The organism is Cupriavidus sp. 09_S30, from assembly GCF_056930435.1.
In genome coordinates, this window is record NZ_JBXOWI010000002.1 from 1,826,655 (window position 1) to 1,845,058 (window position 18,404).

Annotated in this window: 18 protein-coding genes and 1 pseudogene; 16 read left to right on the forward strand and 3 right to left on the reverse strand. The window is 69.5% G+C overall.

The genetic code is table 11. From position 1 onward, the window contains the following. Nucleotides 1–47 precede the first annotated feature (47 nt). Nucleotides 48–875: an IclR family transcriptional regulator gene (locus AC1Z3O_RS28355; protein WP_483519641.1), complete on the forward strand. Its 828-nt coding sequence runs from the start codon at nucleotides 48–50 to the stop codon at nucleotides 873–875. Nucleotides 876–931: 56 nt separating this feature from the next. Here AC1Z3O_RS28355 and AC1Z3O_RS28360 read toward each other — a convergent pair whose 3' ends face one another. Both AC1Z3O_RS28360 and AC1Z3O_RS28365 read right to left on the reverse strand, forming a co-directional pair. Further along, nucleotides 932–1,744 carry a siderophore-interacting protein gene (locus AC1Z3O_RS28360; protein WP_483519642.1) on the reverse strand — a complete coding sequence of 271 codons (813 nt, stop codon included), beginning with the start codon at nucleotides 1,742–1,744 and terminating at the stop codon, nucleotides 932–934. Between the two features lie 117 nt (nucleotides 1,745–1,861). Then, nucleotides 1,862–2,545 (reverse strand): PadR family transcriptional regulator, encoded by a 684-nt coding sequence (locus AC1Z3O_RS28365; RefSeq protein ID WP_483519644.1) that lies wholly within the window; start codon nucleotides 2,543–2,545, stop codon nucleotides 1,862–1,864. A 296-nt stretch (nucleotides 2,546–2,841) separates the two neighbouring features. On the opposite strand from AC1Z3O_RS28365, the gene AC1Z3O_RS28370 reads away from it, so the two are divergent. Next, nucleotides 2,842–3,435: a 2-hydroxychromene-2-carboxylate isomerase gene (locus tag AC1Z3O_RS28370; protein ID WP_483519646.1), complete on the forward strand. Its 594-nt coding sequence runs from the start codon at nucleotides 2,842–2,844 to the stop codon at nucleotides 3,433–3,435. A 38-nt stretch (nucleotides 3,436–3,473) separates the two neighbouring features. On the opposite strand, the pseudogene AC1Z3O_RS28375 reads toward AC1Z3O_RS28370, so the two are convergent. Further along, a pseudogene (locus AC1Z3O_RS28375) lies at nucleotides 3,474–3,743 on the reverse strand (sulfite exporter TauE/SafE family protein); the annotation flags it as partial. Between the two features lie 140 nt (nucleotides 3,744–3,883). Here AC1Z3O_RS28375 and AC1Z3O_RS28380 point away from each other — a divergent pair. The 14 genes from AC1Z3O_RS28380 (at nucleotide 3,884) to AC1Z3O_RS28445 (ending at nucleotide 18,400) form a co-directional block, all read left to right on the forward strand. Continuing rightward, entirely contained in the window at nucleotides 3,884–5,050 is a 1,167-nt protein-coding gene (locus tag AC1Z3O_RS28380; protein ID WP_483519648.1) for a DSD1 family PLP-dependent enzyme, read from the forward strand. Between the two features lie 171 nt (nucleotides 5,051–5,221). Next, complete coding sequence (locus tag AC1Z3O_RS28385) at nucleotides 5,222–6,175, forward strand: helix-turn-helix transcriptional regulator (protein ID WP_483519650.1); 954 nt, start codon at nucleotides 5,222–5,224, stop codon at nucleotides 6,173–6,175. A gap of 230 nt (nucleotides 6,176–6,405) precedes the next feature. Beyond that, entirely contained in the window at nucleotides 6,406–6,657 is a 252-nt protein-coding gene (locus AC1Z3O_RS28390; RefSeq protein WP_483519652.1) for a copper resistance protein CopQ, read from the forward strand. 393 nt (nucleotides 6,658–7,050) lie between these two features. Then, nucleotides 7,051–9,063, forward strand: coding sequence for a hypothetical protein (locus tag AC1Z3O_RS28395; protein WP_483519653.1), 2,013 nt, complete (start codon nucleotides 7,051–7,053; stop codon nucleotides 9,061–9,063). Nucleotides 9,064–9,094: 31 nt separating this feature from the next. Then, a complete protein-coding gene (locus AC1Z3O_RS28400; RefSeq protein ID WP_483519655.1) occupies nucleotides 9,095–9,286 on the forward strand; it encodes a hypothetical protein in 192 nt (63 codons plus the stop codon). Nucleotides 9,287–9,375: 89 nt separating this feature from the next. Further along, on the forward strand, nucleotides 9,376–11,514 hold the full coding sequence (locus AC1Z3O_RS28405; protein WP_483519656.1) for a phosphocholine-specific phospholipase C: 2,139 nt from the start codon (nucleotides 9,376–9,378) through the stop codon (nucleotides 11,512–11,514). A gap of 189 nt (nucleotides 11,515–11,703) precedes the next feature. Continuing rightward, nucleotides 11,704–12,612, forward strand: coding sequence for a LysR substrate-binding domain-containing protein (locus AC1Z3O_RS28410; RefSeq protein WP_483522053.1), 909 nt, complete (start codon nucleotides 11,704–11,706; stop codon nucleotides 12,610–12,612). Between the two features lie 164 nt (nucleotides 12,613–12,776). Further along, a complete protein-coding gene (locus AC1Z3O_RS28415; RefSeq protein ID WP_483519658.1) occupies nucleotides 12,777–13,490 on the forward strand; it encodes an HAD family hydrolase in 714 nt (237 codons plus the stop codon). A 188-nt stretch (nucleotides 13,491–13,678) separates the two neighbouring features. Further along, nucleotides 13,679–14,713 (forward strand): M14 family zinc carboxypeptidase, encoded by a 1,035-nt coding sequence (locus AC1Z3O_RS28420; protein WP_483519659.1) that lies wholly within the window; start codon nucleotides 13,679–13,681, stop codon nucleotides 14,711–14,713. Then, nucleotides 14,710–15,456 (forward strand): alpha/beta fold hydrolase, encoded by a 747-nt coding sequence (locus AC1Z3O_RS28425; RefSeq protein WP_483519661.1) that lies wholly within the window; start codon nucleotides 14,710–14,712, stop codon nucleotides 15,454–15,456. Before AC1Z3O_RS28420 ends, AC1Z3O_RS28425 begins: the two co-directional genes overlap by 4 nt. A gap of 120 nt (nucleotides 15,457–15,576) precedes the next feature. Next, nucleotides 15,577–16,506 (forward strand): alpha/beta hydrolase, encoded by a 930-nt coding sequence (locus tag AC1Z3O_RS28430; RefSeq protein WP_483519662.1) that lies wholly within the window; start codon nucleotides 15,577–15,579, stop codon nucleotides 16,504–16,506. 350 nt (nucleotides 16,507–16,856) lie between these two features. Continuing rightward, nucleotides 16,857–17,150, forward strand: coding sequence for a hypothetical protein (locus AC1Z3O_RS28435; protein ID WP_483519663.1), 294 nt, complete (start codon nucleotides 16,857–16,859; stop codon nucleotides 17,148–17,150). Between the two features lie 127 nt (nucleotides 17,151–17,277). After that, nucleotides 17,278–17,958, forward strand: coding sequence for an alpha/beta hydrolase (locus AC1Z3O_RS28440; RefSeq protein WP_483522055.1), 681 nt, complete (start codon nucleotides 17,278–17,280; stop codon nucleotides 17,956–17,958). Between the two features lie 73 nt (nucleotides 17,959–18,031). Continuing rightward, a complete protein-coding gene (locus AC1Z3O_RS28445) occupies nucleotides 18,032–18,400 on the forward strand; it encodes a hypothetical protein (RefSeq protein ID WP_483519665.1) in 369 nt (122 codons plus the stop codon). The last annotated feature ends 4 nt before the right edge of the window (nucleotides 18,401–18,404 follow it).

An 18,404-nucleotide genomic window follows, 5' to 3' on the forward strand; every position in this document is an offset into this window, starting at 1 on the left:
CTGCGGCATACTGCGGGACGGTTCCGTCGACCAGGAAATTCTTCTCCATGCCGCCTCGCCCTGCCAACCCGAATGTCCGCCAGACGGACGTTTCGCCAGCCGGCCTGGCCGCCACGGACTGCGGCGAGGACCCCGGCAGCCGCACGCTGCGGCGCGGCCTGCAGTTGCTGGATGCGGTGCTGGAAGGCGGCCGCGAGGGCCTGCGCGTGGTGGACCTGTGCCGCCTGGCGGGGCTGGAGCGGGCCACCGTCTACCGCCTGCTGAGCACGCTGGTGGAATGCGGGTATGTGGTGCAGAAAGGCCGCTTCCGCTATGTGGGCGGACCGCGCCTGGCGGCGGTCGCGCAGGCCCGTGGCACGCCCGGCCTGGCAGCGCGGCTGCAGCCGGTGCTGGCCCGGGTCAGCGAGGCCTGCGGCGACGCGGCCTTCGCGGTAGTGCGCGAAGGCGCCTTGTCACACTGCATCGCGCGGCACGTCGGCAGCTATCCCGTGCAGGTGCTGGTGATCCAGGTCGGCACGCGCCAGCCGCTGGGGGTCGGCGCGGCAGGGCTGGCGCTGCTGTCGGCGCTGCCCGATGCCGAGGTGGAGGCCGCCATCGCGGCCAATGCCACCACGCTGGAGCGCTATGGCGGCATGACGCCGGAGCGCATGCGCATCCTGGTGCGCGCCACGCGCGAGCGCGGCTGGTCGGTGATCGGCAACCACGCCACGCGCGACGTGCTCGCGGTCGGCATGGTGGTTCGCGACGGCACGGGCGAGCCGCTCGCCGCCATCAGCGTGGCCTCGACGATGGCGCGCATGCCGCGCGCGCGCCAGGAACTGATCGCACGCGCCATGCGCAAGGCGTTTGCCATGCAGCTGCCGGAGGGCTTGTAGCGAGCAGCCCACCGCGCGAGGCCATGCCGCCATGCGACCTCCCGCAGCGCGGGCGCTCAGTCCTCGAGCGTCTCATGCACGGCCGCGGCGCCGCGCTTCCAGTATGCCGAGGCGCGGATACGCTTCTTGTCGACGCCGCGCTGGCCGACCAGGTGCTCGCGCACCGCGCGCATCGCGGCCGCTTCGCCGGCAGCCCAGGCATAGCCCTCGCCGTCCGGCAGTGGCAGGTCTTGCAGGGCCGGCGCCAGCAGGCTGCCCTCGGCCGCGTCACCGTTGCGGTGCAGCCAGTGCAGCTCCACCTCTGCCTCGCTCTGCAGCGGGATCTCGGCGATGGCGCTCGCTACTTCCACCACCACCAGCGCCTTGACGCCGGCCGGCAGTTCCTCCAGCCGGCGGGCGATGGCGGGCAGCGCGGTCTCGTCGCCTACCAGCATGTGCCAGTCGAAATCACGCGGGATCACGAAGGAGCCGCGCGGCCCGCCCACGCCGAGGAACTGGCCGGGCCTGGCCTGGGCAGCCCAGGTCGAGGCGGGGCCGTCCCCGTGCAGCACGAACTCGATGTCGAGCTCGCGCGCCGCATTGTCGAAACGGCGCGGCGTGTAGTCGCGGGCTGCGGGCCGCGCCGCGCCTTCCGGGAACACGGGCCCGTTCGGCCCGACCTCGGGCAGCACCGGCTTGTCCTGCCCTGAAGATGGGAAGAAGACCTTGACGTGGTCATCGAAGGACGCCGAATGAAAATCGGCCAGGTCGTCGCCGCCGAAGGTGACGCGCAGCAGTTGTGGCGAGACCAGGTGGGTGCGCAGCACCTGCACCAGCCGCATCTTGAGCGGATGGCGCAGGCGCTGGACGGTCAGATCACGTGTCGTCATGCGTTTCCTTGCTGAATGCCGGGCTTGAACGCCCGGCGTAAAAGCCTTCCCGGGCCTTCCCCGAAGGCCTGGATAGAGGGCATGGTTAGAGGGCCTGGAGAGCGCGGGCTGCCGGGCTCAAGCCTGGCCACCCGCTTCGATCTCCGCGGTGGCGCGCTGCAGGATGGCCGCGATACGGCGCTGCTCTTCGGCCGACATCTCCGTGCGCAGCAACAGGGCCCGCTTCAGCCCCTGGCGCGCCGCCACGTACTCGGGCAGCCAGCCGCCCGCCTCCGGCTCGAGCGCGGGCTCGCCCGCCATGGCGCGGCGCATCCAGTCCATCTTGCGCGCCACGTGTCGCAGCTTGCCAACCATCAGCACCAGCCGCTCGCGATTGGCTTCCAGGTGCGCCCGCCCCGGCGGGGCGAGGTGGTAGCGCTTCTTGTTGCCCTCTGTATCGACGGTGGCATAGCCGACCTCCTCCAGATAGGTCAGCGCGGGGTAGATCACGCCGGGGCTGGGCTTGTAGAAGCCATTGGTGCGCGACTCCAGCGCCTTGATCAGCTCGTAGCCGTGGCTCGGCTGCTCTTCCAGCAGGGACAGCAGCAGGAGCTGCAGGTCGTCTGCACTGAACTTTCGGCCGCGACGCCAGCCGCCATCGTCGAAATCGTCAGCGCCGTCGCCGCCGGGATCGCCGAAGCCGCTCCAGAAGGCAGCGCGCCCGCCGCGCTGGTGGCGGCCGATGGCGTGGCGGTCGAAATGCGCTGACAGCCGGCCGAGGAGGTGGTGGCCGAGACCCATGCCTTGGTGATGAGGATGCATCACGTCACTCCGATATATCGTAAAACATATCTTACGATATAAATCGGATCCGCGACTGTCAAGACAAATCAGGTGCGCGCGAGGCTGCGGGCACCGCGCGGCATGGCCCCCGTGGCATGGCGGCGGCTATCCACGCCTTGACATCCACGCCGGCCCGCCATAACGTTCGTGACTAAACGATCGTTATACAACGATCGTCGATCGGGCGGTCCCCCCCTTGCCCGGCAGCCCGGCCAGCACCGGCTGCGGGCGGAGCCGACAACAGGCCGTACCCCCATAAAACAGGAGACAAGACCGTGAGCCAGAGCGTGGAATTCTTCTTCGATTTCGGCAGCCCCTATTCCTACCTGGCCTACCAGGAACTGCCGCGCGTGGCGCAGCGTACGGGGGCCAGCATCGTCTGGCGGCCCATCCTGCTGGGCGGGGTGTTCAAGGCCACCGGCAACCACAGCCCGGCGGAGATCCCGGCCAAGGGGCGCTGGTCGCAGACCGACCTCGCGCGCTGGGCGCAGAAGTATGGTGCCCCCTTCCGCCAGAATCCGCACTTCCCGATCAACACGCTGATGCTGATGCGCGCGGCGGCGGGTTTCCAGCGCCAGGACGACGCCGCGTTCCACCGCTACGTCAAGGCGATCTTCAGTGCAATGTGGGAGCAAGGCCGCAACCTGAACGACGCGGCGGAGATCGGCGCGGTGCTGAGCGAGGCCGGCTTCGATCCGCGTGCCGTGCTGGCGATGATCGAAGACCCCGCGGTCAAGGATGCGCTCAAGCAACAGACCGAGGCCGCCGTGGCACGCGGCATCTTCGGCGTGCCCAGCTTCATCGTGGGCGAGGAGCTGTTCTGGGGCAATGACCGCCTGCACTTCGTCGAGGAAGCACTGGCGGGCTGAGCGCGGGCGCAGCCGAATGCGCTGGCGGCCCGCCGGATTCAGCCGCGCATCCATGCCGACAATGAGGCCGGCAACGAGGCCGCCAGCGGGGCGAGGCCCGACAGTGTCAGCAGGCTCAGCATGATCTTGCGGAATGCCGCCTCGCTGATGCCGATATACAACCGCGCCCCGAGCAACGCCGGCAACAGCATCGCCGGCGCCACCACCAGAAACTTGGGCAGCATCTCGGACGTGACCATGCCACTGCCCACGTAGCCGGCCATCGTGAAGGCCAGCGTGGCGAGGTTGAAGTTCTGGATCACGCCTCGCACCGGCGCCGCGACATTGACAGCCGCGCGCGCCCGCAACATCATCGAGCGCGACCCGGCGAAAAGCGCGGCACCCGGAATTGCCGCGCTTTCCAGCACGCCACCCCCGCCACGCCATCCCTGTCTTGCCGAACCCGCCCATGACCGAACCGCTGTCCTCCATCGCTGCGCTCGAACTGCCGCCGCCCGCCCGCCTCGGCGATCCTGTCGCCGCCATCGACACCCCTGCCCTGGTGCTCGCGCTCGATGCGTTCGAACGCAACGTCGCCCGCATGCAGGACGCCGCCACACGCGCCGGCGTCGCGCTGCGTCCCCACGCGAAGGCCCACAAGAGCCCCGACATCGCACGCGCGCAGCTCACCGCCGGCGCCGTCGGCATCTGCTGCCAGAAGGTCAGCGAAGCACTGCCCTTCGTGCGCGCCGGCATCCGCGATATCCATATCAGCAACGAGATCGCCGGGCCGGCCAAGGCCGCGCTCCTCGCGCAACTGGCGCGCCTCGCCCGCGTCAGCGTCTGCGTGGACGACGCCGCGCAGGTCGACCAGCTGGCAGCGGCCGCCCGCGCCGCCGGCAGCAGCATCGGCGTCTTCGTCGAGATCGACACGGGCCAGCACCGCTGCGGCGTCGGCAACGCAGACGCCGCGCTGAAGCTCGCCGAACGCATCGGCTCGCACGATGCGCTGCGCCTGAGCGGCCTGCAGGCCTATCACGGTGGCATCCAGCATGAACGCGGCTGGCATGCGCGGCGCGTGGCAGCGCAGCGGGCCGCGGAATATGCCGGCCAGGTCCTTGCCGCGCTGGAAGGCGCGGGCATACGCTGCGAAACGGTCACCGGCGGCGGCACCGGCAGCGTCGAGTTCGATCTCGACAGCGGTGTCTATACCGAGGTCCAGCCCGGCTCCTACGTCTTCATGGACGCGGACTACGCGCGCAACGAGACGCAGGCCAGCCTGCGCTTCGAGCACAGCCTGTTCCTCGCCACCACCGTGATGAGCGTGGCCGCGGGCGACCGGGCCATCGTCGATGCCGGCCTGAAATCGCTCGCCGTCGATTCGGGCCTGCCATGGATCTGGCGCGACGGCGCGCCTGACGCGAGCGTCGCCTACACCGCCGCCAATGACGAGCACGGCATCCTCGCACCTGCGCAGGGTGCGAGCGCCGAGGCGCTGCCTGCGCTCGGCGAACCGCTGCTGCTGGTACCGGGCCACTGCGATCCGACGCTGAATCTGCACGACTGGATCGTCGGCGTGCGCGACGGTCGCGTGGCCTCGTTGTGGCCGGTGGCCGCGCGCGGGCTGAGCCGTTGAGCGCGCGACGCATTTCGCGCGTGGCATTTCAAGAACCCAGTTTCGACTAATTTGCGCGGCATGTCGCTCGTCCTTGGCGCGGCGGCAATTCCGAGTGGCTTCCCCCGCGAATCTTGCCTAACATTTCCGATAGCGACAGGGAAGGCCGGGGACGATTGACGGGAGGCCGTCATGGACATTCCGCGCCTCATTCTAAGAATCTATCAGTGCGCGCGGGAACGCGATGTCGGCGAGTTCCAGGACGCAGCACTGCATACACTGCGCACGGCGCTCGCGTTCGACGCATGCAAATGGGGCATTGGCCGCATCTCGCCTGGCGGCATCCACTTCCTGTGCACTCACCTCTTCCAGGACGACCCCCTGCTGTATGACGGGGCGACACTGCAGGACACAGTGACCCACCTCGCCCTGGCCCGCCCCGGCGTGCCGGAACGCTTCTGCGCGGCATCGGAGTTCCGCACCGCGCAGAAGGACATGGTGGACGCCCCCGGCAGCTTGCACCATGCGAACGGCATCATCATCGTGCTGCCGGGACAGTGCGGTACCGTGCAGAGCATCTCGTTCTACCGCCGCGGGCCGCTGCAGTACTTCAGCGAGGACGATGCGAGCCTGTGCCGCGATCTCGTGCCGCACCTGATCGAGGCACAGGCGATCAATCTGTCCCTTGGCCTGGCAGGCCTGCCGCCGTCCTTCGGTGACCTGCGCCACCCCGGCGCCATCGTCGACGATTGCGGCTATATCCTGCATGCCGAAGCGGGCTTCCTGTCTCTGCTGCGCCTCCAATGGCCGCACGCCGAGCGCCTCTACCTGCCGGAGCCACTGCGCACCGCCGTGATCACAGAACTCCGACCGGCTTACCTTGGTGATGCGATTGCAGTGAGGCGCGTGCGCGACGGCATGCCCTTGTTCCTGCGCGCGCGCCACCGATTGCCGGTCGACAGCCTGACCTCGCGCGAACTCGCCATCGCGCAATGCGTGGCCGCCGGCGACAGCTACAAGACGATCGCCAAGAAGCTGGCGATCGCCCCGGCGACCGTGCGCAACCATATCGCAGGCGCCCATGAGCGCCTTGGGGTGCGCTCCAACGCGGAACTGGTCCTGCATCTCAGGTCCGCAGCGTTCTGAACGCCTCTCCCCGCGGCGGCCGCCCCACCGCCCACCGGCCTTGATGCATTTGCATCATTGGCAGCCCCGTTGGCGGCTTCTATTCTCACCCTGCACGGAGGACGGCATGCGCCGGCACCTGGTGGGAAGCCCGATCCCTGCCTGGGCGCGCGTGATGATATCGCCCGACCTCCGTGCCTCGCTCAGGCATTCCGCCTGGACCGGAAAGCCCGCCACCGCAGGAGAAGCCCATGAAACAGATCAAGCAGATTGCCTTCACAGCGGCCCTCGCTGCCGCGCTGGGCACCCTGGCTGGCATCGCTGGCGCGACGCCGGGCGCAATCGACACTGCACAGCAAGCGGTACCGCCGGGCAGCAGGCAGACTGTCGAATCGATCTACGCGACCGCAGCCAGAAGCGTGACGGAATCGCGCGACCCCTATACGGATGGCAGCCGGTCGGTCAGGGATAATCGCGATCCCTACCAAGACGGCGGCAACTAAGCAGCGCACCCCTCCCCCGCAAAACGAGGTCAGCCGCCCCTTGCCGGCGACGGGCCTCGCCTGACCGTTCTCTTGGCGGCCTGCGCTGTCCTGCCCAGGCGCCCCTTCCCCGACACCCCCACAGCCTCGTGCCAGCATCCCCGCGATGCGCAGGCCACGGGGACACGCTGTCGTCCGCCCGGCCGGCTCGTGTCTAGCACCCCCTGACGTGCCAGGTCAACCTGAGGCCACTCAATAATCCGAATGGCCGCATCAGGATTCTTTCCCCATCTGTCACTTCGATGACAAGCCCCTTCCTTACGCTGCGTACCCATTGCAGGGAGTGCAATCCGTCACGCTGCACGACCCGCGGTACATACACGCCGCGGCAGATCATAAGAAGGGGAATTTCAGATGGCATGGACACGACACGCACGTCTAGCGTGCGGACTGGCATTGGCCGGCACGCTTGCGGCCTGCGGCGGCAGCGACGCTCCGCCTGAAACCGGCACTGGGCCGGGCCAGTCGCCGCCGGGCACGGAAACGCCGGCTGGCTCCAGCAAGAAGGTGCTGCTGGTCGGCATCGATGGCGCCACTTACGCGCAGATCCAGACCGCGCTGCTGCAACGCGCGTTGCCCAATCTGGCGCAGCTTACGCTCATGCCCAGCGCGACCGGCGGCATACTGGGCACCGTCACCCAGCAGGCACCGCTGGACGCGCCGAGCTGGGCCACGGTGCTGAGCGGCGCCTGGCGCAACCGCCACGGCATCGCCGACGACACCGCGACGCAGTTGCAGGCGTCGACCTTGTTCCGCTATCTGCGCGCGAGCGCACCGGCCGCGCAGCACTTCGGCGCCGCCACCAGCTCCGCGGCAATGCCCGGCCTGCTCAAGGCCGACCAGGCCAGCGGCGCGCTGGACACCATGGTCGACTGCGCGGGTGCCGACGACTGCGTGACGCAGAACAGCCTGCGCCTGCTGGGTTCGGGCTATGACCTGGTTTTCGCCCACTACACCGCGCCTGGCGCGGCGGCTGCCGCCGAGGGCTTCCAGGGTGGCGCCTACGCGACCGCGCTGGGCGCCGTCGACGCGGCGCTGGGCAAGCTGCTGGCGGCCGTGGCCGATCGCCGCAAGGCCAATCCCGGGGAGGACTGGCTGGTGCTGGTCACGGCCAGCCACGGCCTGGACGCCACCGGCGCGACGACCTCGGTGCCGATGCTGGAGAACCGCACGGCCTTCATCGCCATCAACAAGCCCGTCAATCCGGTGCTCGCCAGCCCCGGCGCGCCGGCCCCCGCCAACGATGCCGTGCTGGCCTCGCTGCCGAGCGAAGCCGACATCGTGCCCACCGTACTCGACCACGCGGGCGTGCACATCGACGCCGCCGCCAACGCCATCGATGGCGCCTCGCTGATCTCGCAGGCGACCGGCGTACGCGGCATCGCCACCACCGTCGGCCGCTACGGCGACGCACTTCAGCTCAGCTGGCAGAACCCCACCGCCGCCACCGGGCCGATGACCCTGCTGCGGGATGGCAAGCCCCTGGCCACGCTGCCGCCCACCGCCACGCAATACAACGACACCGGCTTCGATCTGCCCAGCGGGCTCTATCGCTTCAACTACACGCTGGTGCGCAACACGGTGCCGACGTCGTACTTGGCGCAGATCAACTACATCCGCCCCACGCCGCTGGCCACGACCTTGCGCGACAACCTGGCGCTTTACTACAGCTTCGACAAGCTGCCGCCCGTCGATGCCAAGGGCGCGTCCACGATCGGCCCCTGGGTGGCGGGCACCGACGGCGGCTCGGCCAGCGTCGACAACTACGGCACCGGCGCACTCAAGGTGGACTCGCGCATCGACTCTTACAAGCTGGCCTTCAGCGGCGCCGACCTGGCGCTGAGCCCGCAGCTCACCGTCGGCCTCTGGTTCAAGACGGACTGTACGCAGGGCAACGGCACCGGCGAACCGATCCTGTCGAACAAGAACTATACGTCCGGCAGCAACGCCGGCATCGCCATCGGCCTGTTCGGCAGTTGCGAGGTGCGCTTCAACATCGGCAGCGGCGGCAAGCGCGACGACATCAACGGCATGAAGGTCAGCGCCAACCAGTGGGCCTACCTGGCGCTGTCGATCGATGCCACCGCCAAGACCTTCAGCGCCTACATCGTCGACCCGGTGCTCGGTCTGCAGAAGGCCGAGAACCGGGCCATCGCCAACACCGACGTCAGCAAGCTCAATGGCCTGGCCACCAAGACCTGGGGCCTCAACGACGACGCCACCCACAACTATGTCGGCAACAACTCCGGCTCGCTCAAGGGCGTGATGGAGTTCAACGACCTCGCAATGTGGACGCGCACGCTGACGCTGGACGAGATCAAGTCCATCCCGGCCTCGCGCCAGCCCCTTTCCTCGTTGCAGCCGTGACCCGACAACACCAGAACCGGACCTGAACGCCATGACGCAATCCTCCTCACTTCTTCGGCGCATGCCCTGGCTCGCCGCCGCACTGCTGTGCGCGATGCTGGCCGCCTGCGGCGGCGATGGCGGCAGCAGCAGCGGAGCGCCGTCCGCCGAAACGCCCGCGGGCCAGCCCGACGCGCCCAACCCGCCGCCGGCACAGGCGCCGCAGAAGCGCTGCGCGCCCTGAGGCGCCGCCCTTGACGAAGGCCGCGCAAGCGCGCGGCCCGAGGCACCGCATTTCCCAGATCGCACACCATTCAAGCTGCACGCACCGACATGACCTCGTCCAGCAGACGCAATTTTCTCCGCATGACCGGCGCCGGCGCCGCCGCCACGGCAGCGCTCGCCGCCTTCCCGCCCGCCATCCGCCGCGCCCTGGCCATTCCGGCCAACAACGCGACAGGTACCATCCGCGACGTCGAACACGTGGTGATCCTGACGCAGGAGAACCGCTCCCTCGACCACTACTTCGGCACACTCAAAGGCGTGCGCGGCTTCGGCGACCGTTTCCCGATCCCGCTCGCCGGCGGCCTCAACGTCTGGCAACAGACCTATACGGCGGGCTCGCGCACGGTGCTGCCCTACCATCTGGACAGCCAGGCGGGCAACGCCCAGCGCGTCAACGGCACGCCGCACAGCTACCCGGATGCGCAGAGTGCCTGGGACCTTGGGCGCATGAACAAGTGGCCCACGTACAAGCAGACGCAGTCGATGGGCTACTACACGGAGGCCGAGCTCGACTTCCAGTTCGCACTGGCCAACGCCTTCACGCTGTGCGATGCCTACCACTGCGGCTTCCACGGCGGCACCAACACGAACCGGCTGTTCATGTGGACCGGCACCAACGACCCCACCGGGGCCCTGGGCGGCCCGGTGATCGACAACAGCGGCGACTCGCTCAACGCCACCGGCGTCAATTACCGCTGGACCACCTATCCCGAGCGGCTGCAGGCCGCAGGCGTGGCGTGGAAGGTGTACCAGAACATGCCGGACAACTACACCGACAATCCCCTGGCCGGCTTCGACCAGTACCGCAAGGCCAATGCCGCGCGCGGCAATCAGCCCAACGGCAGTCCCTACCCTCCGTACACGGTGGCCGACGAGACTGTCAGCCCGCTGATCAAGGGCATCGGCAACACCATGCCCGACGGCGGCTTCCTGCAGGCCTTCAAGGATGACATCGCCGCCGGACAGCTGCCCCAGGTCTCGTGGATCGTGGCACCCCAAACCTACTCGGAGCATCCCGGGCCATCCAGCCCGGTGCAGGGCGCCTGGTACACGCAGGAGGTACTTAACGCACTGACCGCCAATCCGGACGTCTGGAGCCGCACGGTGCTGCTGATCAACTTCGACGAAAACGACGGCTTCTTCGACCACGTGCCGCCACCGTGCGCGCCGGCCTTCGACGGCGGCGTGCTGGCGGGGGCGTCGACCATCGCCACTGATGGCGAATACCATGTGGACCAGCATCCCTATGGCCCGGGCCCGCGCGTGCCGATGTACGTCGTCTCCCCCTGGAGCCGGGGCGGCTGGGTCAACTCGCAGGTATTCGACCACACCTCGGTCCTGCGCTTCCTGGAAGCCCGCTTTGGCGTGGCCGAGCCGAATATCAGCGCCTATCGCCGCGCGGTCTGCGGCGACCTGACCTCTGCCTTCAACTTCGTCAATCCCAACCGCGAGACGCTGCCCTCGCTGCCCAATCGAGACAAGGCCGGGGCCGATGCCATCCGCACCGCGCAAGGCCTGCTCGCCCAGGTGCCGCTGCCGCCGACCGCCACGCAGAAGCTGCCGGCACAGGCGACCGGCGCCCGCCCGTCGCGCGCCCTGCCCTATGAGTTGCATGTCAGCGCGCGCGAGGACTTCGCCGGGCGCCGCGTCTGGCTGATCCTGCGCAACACCGGCAAGGCCGCCGCGGTATTCCATGTCTATGACAAGCTGCACCTGGACCGCGTACCCCGCCGCTACGCGATCGAGCCCGGCAAGGAACTGAATGCGAGCTGGGATACCTTCGCCACCGAAGGCGGCCAGTACGACCTGTGGGTGCTCGGCCCCAACGGCTTCCATCGCGCGTTCCAGGGCAACGTCAGCGCGCTCGCCGTGCCGGGCGCGGCCGCACCGGAAATCCGTGTCTGCTACGACGTGGCCAATGCCCATGTCTACCTGGACCTGATCAACACCGGCGGCTCGGCCTGCACCTTCACCGTGACGCCCAACGCCTACCGCGGAGACGGCCCCTGGACCTACGAGATCCCCGCGGGCAAGCAGCTCGAGCAGCACTGGCCGGTGGGCCGCCAGGGCAACTGGTACGACTTCACCGTGACCACGGCGCAAGGCGGCTTCATGCGCCGCTTCGCCGGCCGGATCGAGACGGGCGCCGACAGCGTCTCCGATCCGGCGATGGGCCAGGGGAGCTGAAGCCGGCCTGACGCACGCCCGGTGCCGGGCTGAGAGCCGGCCGATGCCGCGCCAACCGTGGCGGCATCGGCCGGCGGCATGCCGCTGCGCTGCGGGCCTGGCCTAAGCTGGCCGGGCCGGGCGCCAACCGTACTGTCACAATCGGTGGGTACACTGGCGCGCCCAGTAACCCCCAATTCCCCACGCATGATGCTCGGCGATCTGTTGATGACCTTCTTCGAGGTTGCACGCCAGGGCAGCATCACGACCGCCGCCAAGCAGCTGCGCGTCAGCCAGCCCACGGTAACGGGCCGCATCCGCCAGCTCGAGGACCTCTACGGCGTGGAGCTTTTCCATCGCCGCGCCAGCCGCGTCGACCTCAGCGACGTCGGCGTGGCCCTGATGCCCATCGTGGAGCAACTGGTGCAGCAGGAGGGCAGCGCCGATTTCCTGCTGCGCAATGCCGGCGACCTGCGCTTCGGCAGCCTGCGCATCGGCGCCACCGGGCCCTACTACATCCTGCGCAGCGTGGCCGCCTTCCGCGAGCGCTACCCGGCGATCGAGATCAGCATCGACATCGGCAATTCACAGCAGATGCTGGATGCCCTGTTCGAGTACCGCATCGATGCCGCGGTCTCCTCGCATCCTGTCGATGATCCCCGCCTTGCGCGCGTGCAGCTGGCCTGTGACCCGCTGGTGGTGGTGGTTCCGCGCGGGCACGCGCTCTCGCGCCTGGCGCGCGTGGAACTCGGGCAACTCGCCGCCTGCCACCTGTTGATGCGCGAGCACGGCTCGATGACCCGCAAGGCAACCGAGACCGCGCTGGCCGAGGCCGGACTCGACCTGCCGCCGCACACCGTGATCGGCAGCCGCGAAGCCATCTACGAAGCCATCCGCCAGGGACTGGGCGCCAGCGTCGTGCCGCTGGGCGAAGTGCCCGACGACCCCGCGCTGCGCGTGGTGCCCTTCGCATGCCAGCCGCCGGTGCTGCACGAATACCTGTACTGCCTGGAGAACCGCCGCGGCACGCGCCTGCTCGGCGCCTTCCTCGACTGCCTGGTGCCGGCGCACGACCCTGCCGGCGCCACCGCCGGCGCGCGCGCGCCCGCACTCGCCTGAACGGCCGCGCGGTCTTGCCCCGGCGGCCGCGCAGGCGGTCCTGCATCGGTCTTCCATCGGCCCCCCGGCGGCGCCGATGGCGGCATCGGAAATCTTGCGGCAATCATCACGGACCGGTCACTGCCCCGCCACATGCTTGCGGCTTTCTTCACGGAATCCGCAGCATGACCAGTCTCGCCCTGTTCGACCTCGACCACACCTTGCTGCCACTGGACAGCGAATATGAATGGACCCGCCATCTGGTACGCGTCGGCGCGCTCGACGCGCACGAGGCCGATGCGTACAACGCGCGCTGGCTCGCCGCCTACGAGGCGGGCACGCTCGACTACCGCGAGCATGCCCGCTTCGCCCTGGGCCTGCTGGCGCGCCATCCTCGCGCGCACCTGGAGCAATGGCGCGAGGGCTTCATGCAGCAGGTCATCGAGCCCGCCGTGCTGCCCGCCGCGCTGGCACTGCTGGCGCGGCACCAGAGCGAGGGCGCCCTGTGCTGCATCGTAACGGCCACCTGCCGCTTCGTGGCCGAGCCCATCGCCGCGCGCCTCGGTGTGCCCCATCTGATCGCGGTCGAAGCGGTCGCCGACGCTCGCGGCGAATTCACCGGCGAACTGTCCGGCGAACCCAGCTTCGGCGCCGGCAAGGTGGCGCGCGTGGCGCAATGGCTGGACGCACAGGGTCTGCGCCGGGATGCCTTTGATCGCATATTCTTCTACAGTGATTCGCGCAATGACATTCCCTTGCTGGAGCAGGTGAGCCACCCGGTGGCCGCCAACCCCGATGCCGCGCTGCTCTCGCTGGCACGCACGCGCGGCTGGCCGGTGCTGGATCTGTTCGCCGACGGCCCGCTGCCGGCGGCCTTGTCGCTCGACCGCGGCGACTGAGGCCGAGGCGCCGTGCGCCGGCGTGGCCAGGCCGCCGGTGCGCGGGCTAATGCATCGCAGCACCGGCACGGCGTCACGGAAGTGTCATGCGGCTTTCACAAAGCGACGCCATCATCACCGCCGCTGCCGCCTGGCCCGGCGCGCGGCACCGCGAGGCGAACAAAAGGAAAACCGGAGACCGAACTCGCATGGCATTGTCCGACCCGCGCAGTGGCAGCTTTGACGAGTACGAGCAACTGCAGGCCATCCTGGCGGCCGGCGCCGGCGTGCTGCGCGCGCGCGTGGCCTGTGAGGTGACCACGCACGGCCATCGCTTCGCCGTCTACGTGGCCTGCCTGGGCAGCGAGTCGCCGCAGGCGCCGGCCATCGGCATCTTCGGCGGCATCCACGGGCTGGAGCGCATCGGCACGCTGCTGGTGCTCGACTACATGCGCGCGCTGCTGGGCCGCCTGGAGTGGGATGAGCTGCTGCAGCGGCAGCTCGACTCGGTGCGGCTGGTCTTCATGCCCATCGTCAATCCAGGCGGCATGTGGGCTGGCACACGCGCCAATCCGGCGGGCGTGGACCTGATGCGAAACGCACCCCAGGACGCCGAAGGCCGCGTGCCCCTCCTCGCCGGCGGCCAGCGCCTGGGCTCCTGGCTGCCCTGGTACCGCGGCCCCGCCGGCGCGCCGATGGAGCGCGAAAGCGCGGCCCTGCTGCGCGTGGTCGAGGAGGAACTGCTGCCGCGTCCGCTCAGCTTCGCGGTGGACTGCCATTCCGGCTACGGCTGGCGCGACAGCATCTGGTTCCCTTACGCGCGCACCACCAAGCCCATGCCCCACCTTGCGGAGATGTACCTGCTGAAGACCTTGTTCGAGCAGGCCCACCCCCACCATGGCTACGCCTTCGAGCCGCAGAGCCAGCAATACCTGCTGCACGGCGACCTGTGGGACTACGCCTACGACCGCTCCCATGCGCCCAATGTCTTCCTGCCCATGACGCTGGAGCTCGGGTCCTGGCTCTGGATCAAGAAGAACCCGCGTCAGATCTTCTCGCGCCAGGGCATCTTCAATCCGATCATGGCCCACCGCACCGCGCGCGTACTGCGCCGCCACGTCAGCCTGTTCGATTTCCTGGGGCGGCTGGCCGTGGCGCCGCAACGCTGGTTGCCGACCGGGGAGCGGCGCGAGCAGCTGCGCCTCGCGGCCGATGCGCACTGGTTGTCATGGAAGCAGTCATGAGCCAATGGCTGCTGCTGCGCGGGCTTTCGCGCGAGGCACGGCACTGGGCCGATCTGCCGCAACGCCTGGCGGCCAGTGGCCTGGGCCCGGCCACGCTGCTCGACCTGCCCGGCAGTGGCGGCCAGGCGCAGGCGCTGGCACCGGCGTCGATCGGCGCGACGCGCGCCCTCGTGCGTGCGCAGGCGCGGCAGGCGGGACTGCGGCCGCCCTACCGACTGCTCGCCATGTCGCTCGGCGGCATGGTGGCCGTGGACTGGGCCCAGCACCATCCCAACGAAATCGCGGCCCTGGTCCTGATCAACACCAGCATGCGCCCCTTCTGCAGGGTCGACGAGCGGCTGCGGCCACGCGCCTGGCCCGCGCTGCTGCGCCTGGCCGCGCTGTGGCACGATCATGCCGCGCGCGAGCGCATCGTCCACGCGCTCACCTGCCAGCGCACCGACACACGCGACGCCGACCTCCGTGACTGGAGCGCCATCGGCGCCAGCGCACCGGTCAGCCGCGCCTCCGCGCTGCGCCAGCTGTTGGCTGCGGCGCGCTTCCGGGCGCGCGCCGGCACGCCGGCCTGCCCTGTGCTGCTGCTATCCTCGGCCGGCGACGGCCTGGTGAACCCCCGCTGCTCGGAACGGCTGGCACAGGCATGGCATGCGGAACACCGGCGCCACCCCTGGGCGGGCCACGACCTGCCGCACGACGATCCGGCCTGGCTGGCCCACGTGCTGGGCGAGGCCTTCCGCCGCTGAGGCGCACCGCCGACGGGCGCGCCGGCCGGCGCGCGCACGGTCAAGCGGCCGTCCGTGCGACTACACTTCAGCCATGCACACGCTCACTGCATCATCGGCAGGCGCCTCCCGCCCGACACCATGACAAGCCAATCGTCCCGCAAGCGCTTAGCGCTGCTGCGCTGGCTGGCCGGCGCAGCCTGTGTCGCGCTGCTGGCCGCGCTCGGACGCCAGGCCGTCTACCTGGCCATCGAGTACAACGCCTTCGAGCCGGCGCGCCCGGGCCCGCTGACGCCCGAGGATTTCGGCGCGCCCTCGCTACAGTCCACCTTCGATAGCGGGGGGCGCACATTGCACGCGTCCTTCGTGCAGGCCGCCGACAAGGCCGCACCCGCGCTGCTGGTGTACCACGGCGACGACGAGACGCTGTCCGACTGGGCGCGCGTGCAGGCCCTGCTCTACCGCGCAGGCATCAGCACCTTCGTGTTCGACTACAGCGGCTATGGCGCCAGCAGCGGCCGGCCCAGCGTCGGCAGGCTGCGCCAGGACGGCGAACAGGCCTATGCCCGCTTCCTGGCGGCAACGCCCAAGGCGGCACGCCGCTACGTGCTCGGCTACTCTCTCGGAAGTGGCGTCCTGCTCGACCTGGTCGGCTCGCTGCGGCCCGCCCCTGCCGGCGTGGTCATCGCGGCCGGCTTCCGCACCGCCAATGCGGCCGCGGTCGCCAGCGGCCTCTTGCCGGCCTGGCTGGCGACGCTGTTGCCCGACCCCTGGGACAATGAAGCGCGGGTGCACGAACTGGCCTTGCCGCTGCTGCTGGTCCACAGCCGTTCCGACGAAGTCATTCCCTTCGCGCAGGCCGAGTCCCTGGCACGGGCGGCGACGGGACCGCACCGCCTGCTGGTCTACGACGGGCTGGAGCACGACGCGGGCACCGAACCCGACGAGACGGAGCAATTCTGGAGCCCGATCGCAGCCTATCTGCGCACCAATACGCTGGCCAGCGCGTCGCCGGCGCGCAACGCTCCCTCATCCGCGTCATCCGCGACGGGGGGTTCGCAACACGGTTGAAAGCTGAGCGGGCTTGCGCCACTCGCGGGCGGACGGGCGCGCTGGATAGAGCCGCAAACCCTTGCCGCACAAGGCTCCAGGGGCAATGCAATGAAGCCGCGCCACAGGACGCCGGAGAGCGCAGGGGCAAGCCGCCGTGCAACGAAGCACGCCACGAGCAGCCCGGAGGAGCCGCCGCGCCTGCAGCGGGGATCAGGCAATCTACTCTACTCGCGCGCATCCGGCAACCGTGCATGTGGATGACCTGCTACGAAAGGGGGGACCCGCTGTTGCGGCCAGCTTTCTTGTCTATATTGGTCACATGGGAAGAGCATCCAATCGCCGCCGTTGACAGCCCTGGAGATACTGCCATGCGTTTGCTCGCTAACCTGTTCAGTCAGCCCACCCCGGAAAGGGTCGCCGCACGGGAACTCGAGAACATGAGGCTGACGCTCTTCCAGGCCGAACGGCGGCTGCTGGAAGCGCAGATGCAGGTGGACTACTACCGCGATGTCATCGCCTTCCTGGAAGACGTGGCCGCAACCGGCGTGGAGGGCGTGGTCGACAAGCGCCGCGCCGCCGCCCGGCCGGCCCAGGTCGACGCACGCCCAGCGCCGGGCCTGACCACGGTGCCCTCCGTTCCCATGGTTCCCTCCGCCGCCTGACCGTCCTGGCGGCCCCGCGGCCGCTCAGCCGCCGGGAGCCTTGCCTGCCTGTGCGATACTCGCGTGGCATGCCCGCAGCCGGCCGCATCGCGCGGCCCGGTGCGGGCACCCACCACAGGAACAGGCCATAAGCGAACTGCTGCCCGCCATCGAACTCGAGACCGCGCCGGATCCGGCGTATGCCGTCATCTGGCTGCATGGCCTGGGCGCCGACGGCAGTGACTTCGCACCCGTGGTGCCGGAGCTCGGCCTGCCCGGCTCGCCCGGCGTGCGCTTCATCTTTCCGCATGCGCCGGCCATTCCCGTGACCTGCAACGGCGGGTACGTGATGCCCGCCTGGTACGACATCTTCACGCTCGACGACGCACGCCGGCATATCGACGAGGCGGGCATCGCCGCATCGCGCGAGGCCATCCGCGCGCTGATCGCGCGCGAGAACGCACGCGGCGTGCCCTGCTCGCGCATCGTGCTGGCGGGCTTCTCGCAGGGCGGCGCCATCGCCTACACGACGGGGCTCACCCATCCGCAACCGCTGGCCGGCATCATCGCGCTATCCACCTATCTGCCCGCCCCCGCCCTGCTCGACGACGGCATGCGGGATGCCAACCTGGCCACGCCCATTTTCGCGGCGCACGGCAGCGAGGACGATATCGTCCCGCTGCAGCTCGGCGAGCTGGCGCGCGACACGCTGCGCGCGCGCGGCTGCGCGGTGCAATGGCATGACTATCGCATGCCCCATTCCGTCTGCCTGGAGGAGTTGCAGGCGATCGGCGCCTGGCTGCGCGGGCGCATGGCGGCTGTGGCCTGATCCGGCCCGCGTGGCACGGGGCGGCCGCGCCGTGGTAGGCTCGCGTCCTTTCTCCACCCGCAACGCGTCCGGCATGAAGCCTGCCCCTTTCGTCAAACTCGATTTCAATACCCGCAAGGCACTACTGTTCGCGCTAACCGCAGAGCGGCTGTCCGCCTACTACGAACACGGACAGTGGCTGACCGAAGCCCAGGGCGCGACGCTGGCCGGGGAGTGGCTGTCGCGCTCCCGGCTGCAGCTCGCACTGGCCGAGCGCCGCCTGCTGTCGGAGCTGAGCGACGACTTCGCGCGGCAACTCGCCGGCACGCTGTCGCGCGAAGCCGGCCTCTACGCCTCGCACGAAATGATGGAAGCGCTGGACCCGAACTACCAGTCGGCCTTCGCGCACGACCTGCTCGACGAATGCGCGCGGATGCTGCGCGAGCGCGGCGTCGAGGAATGAATCC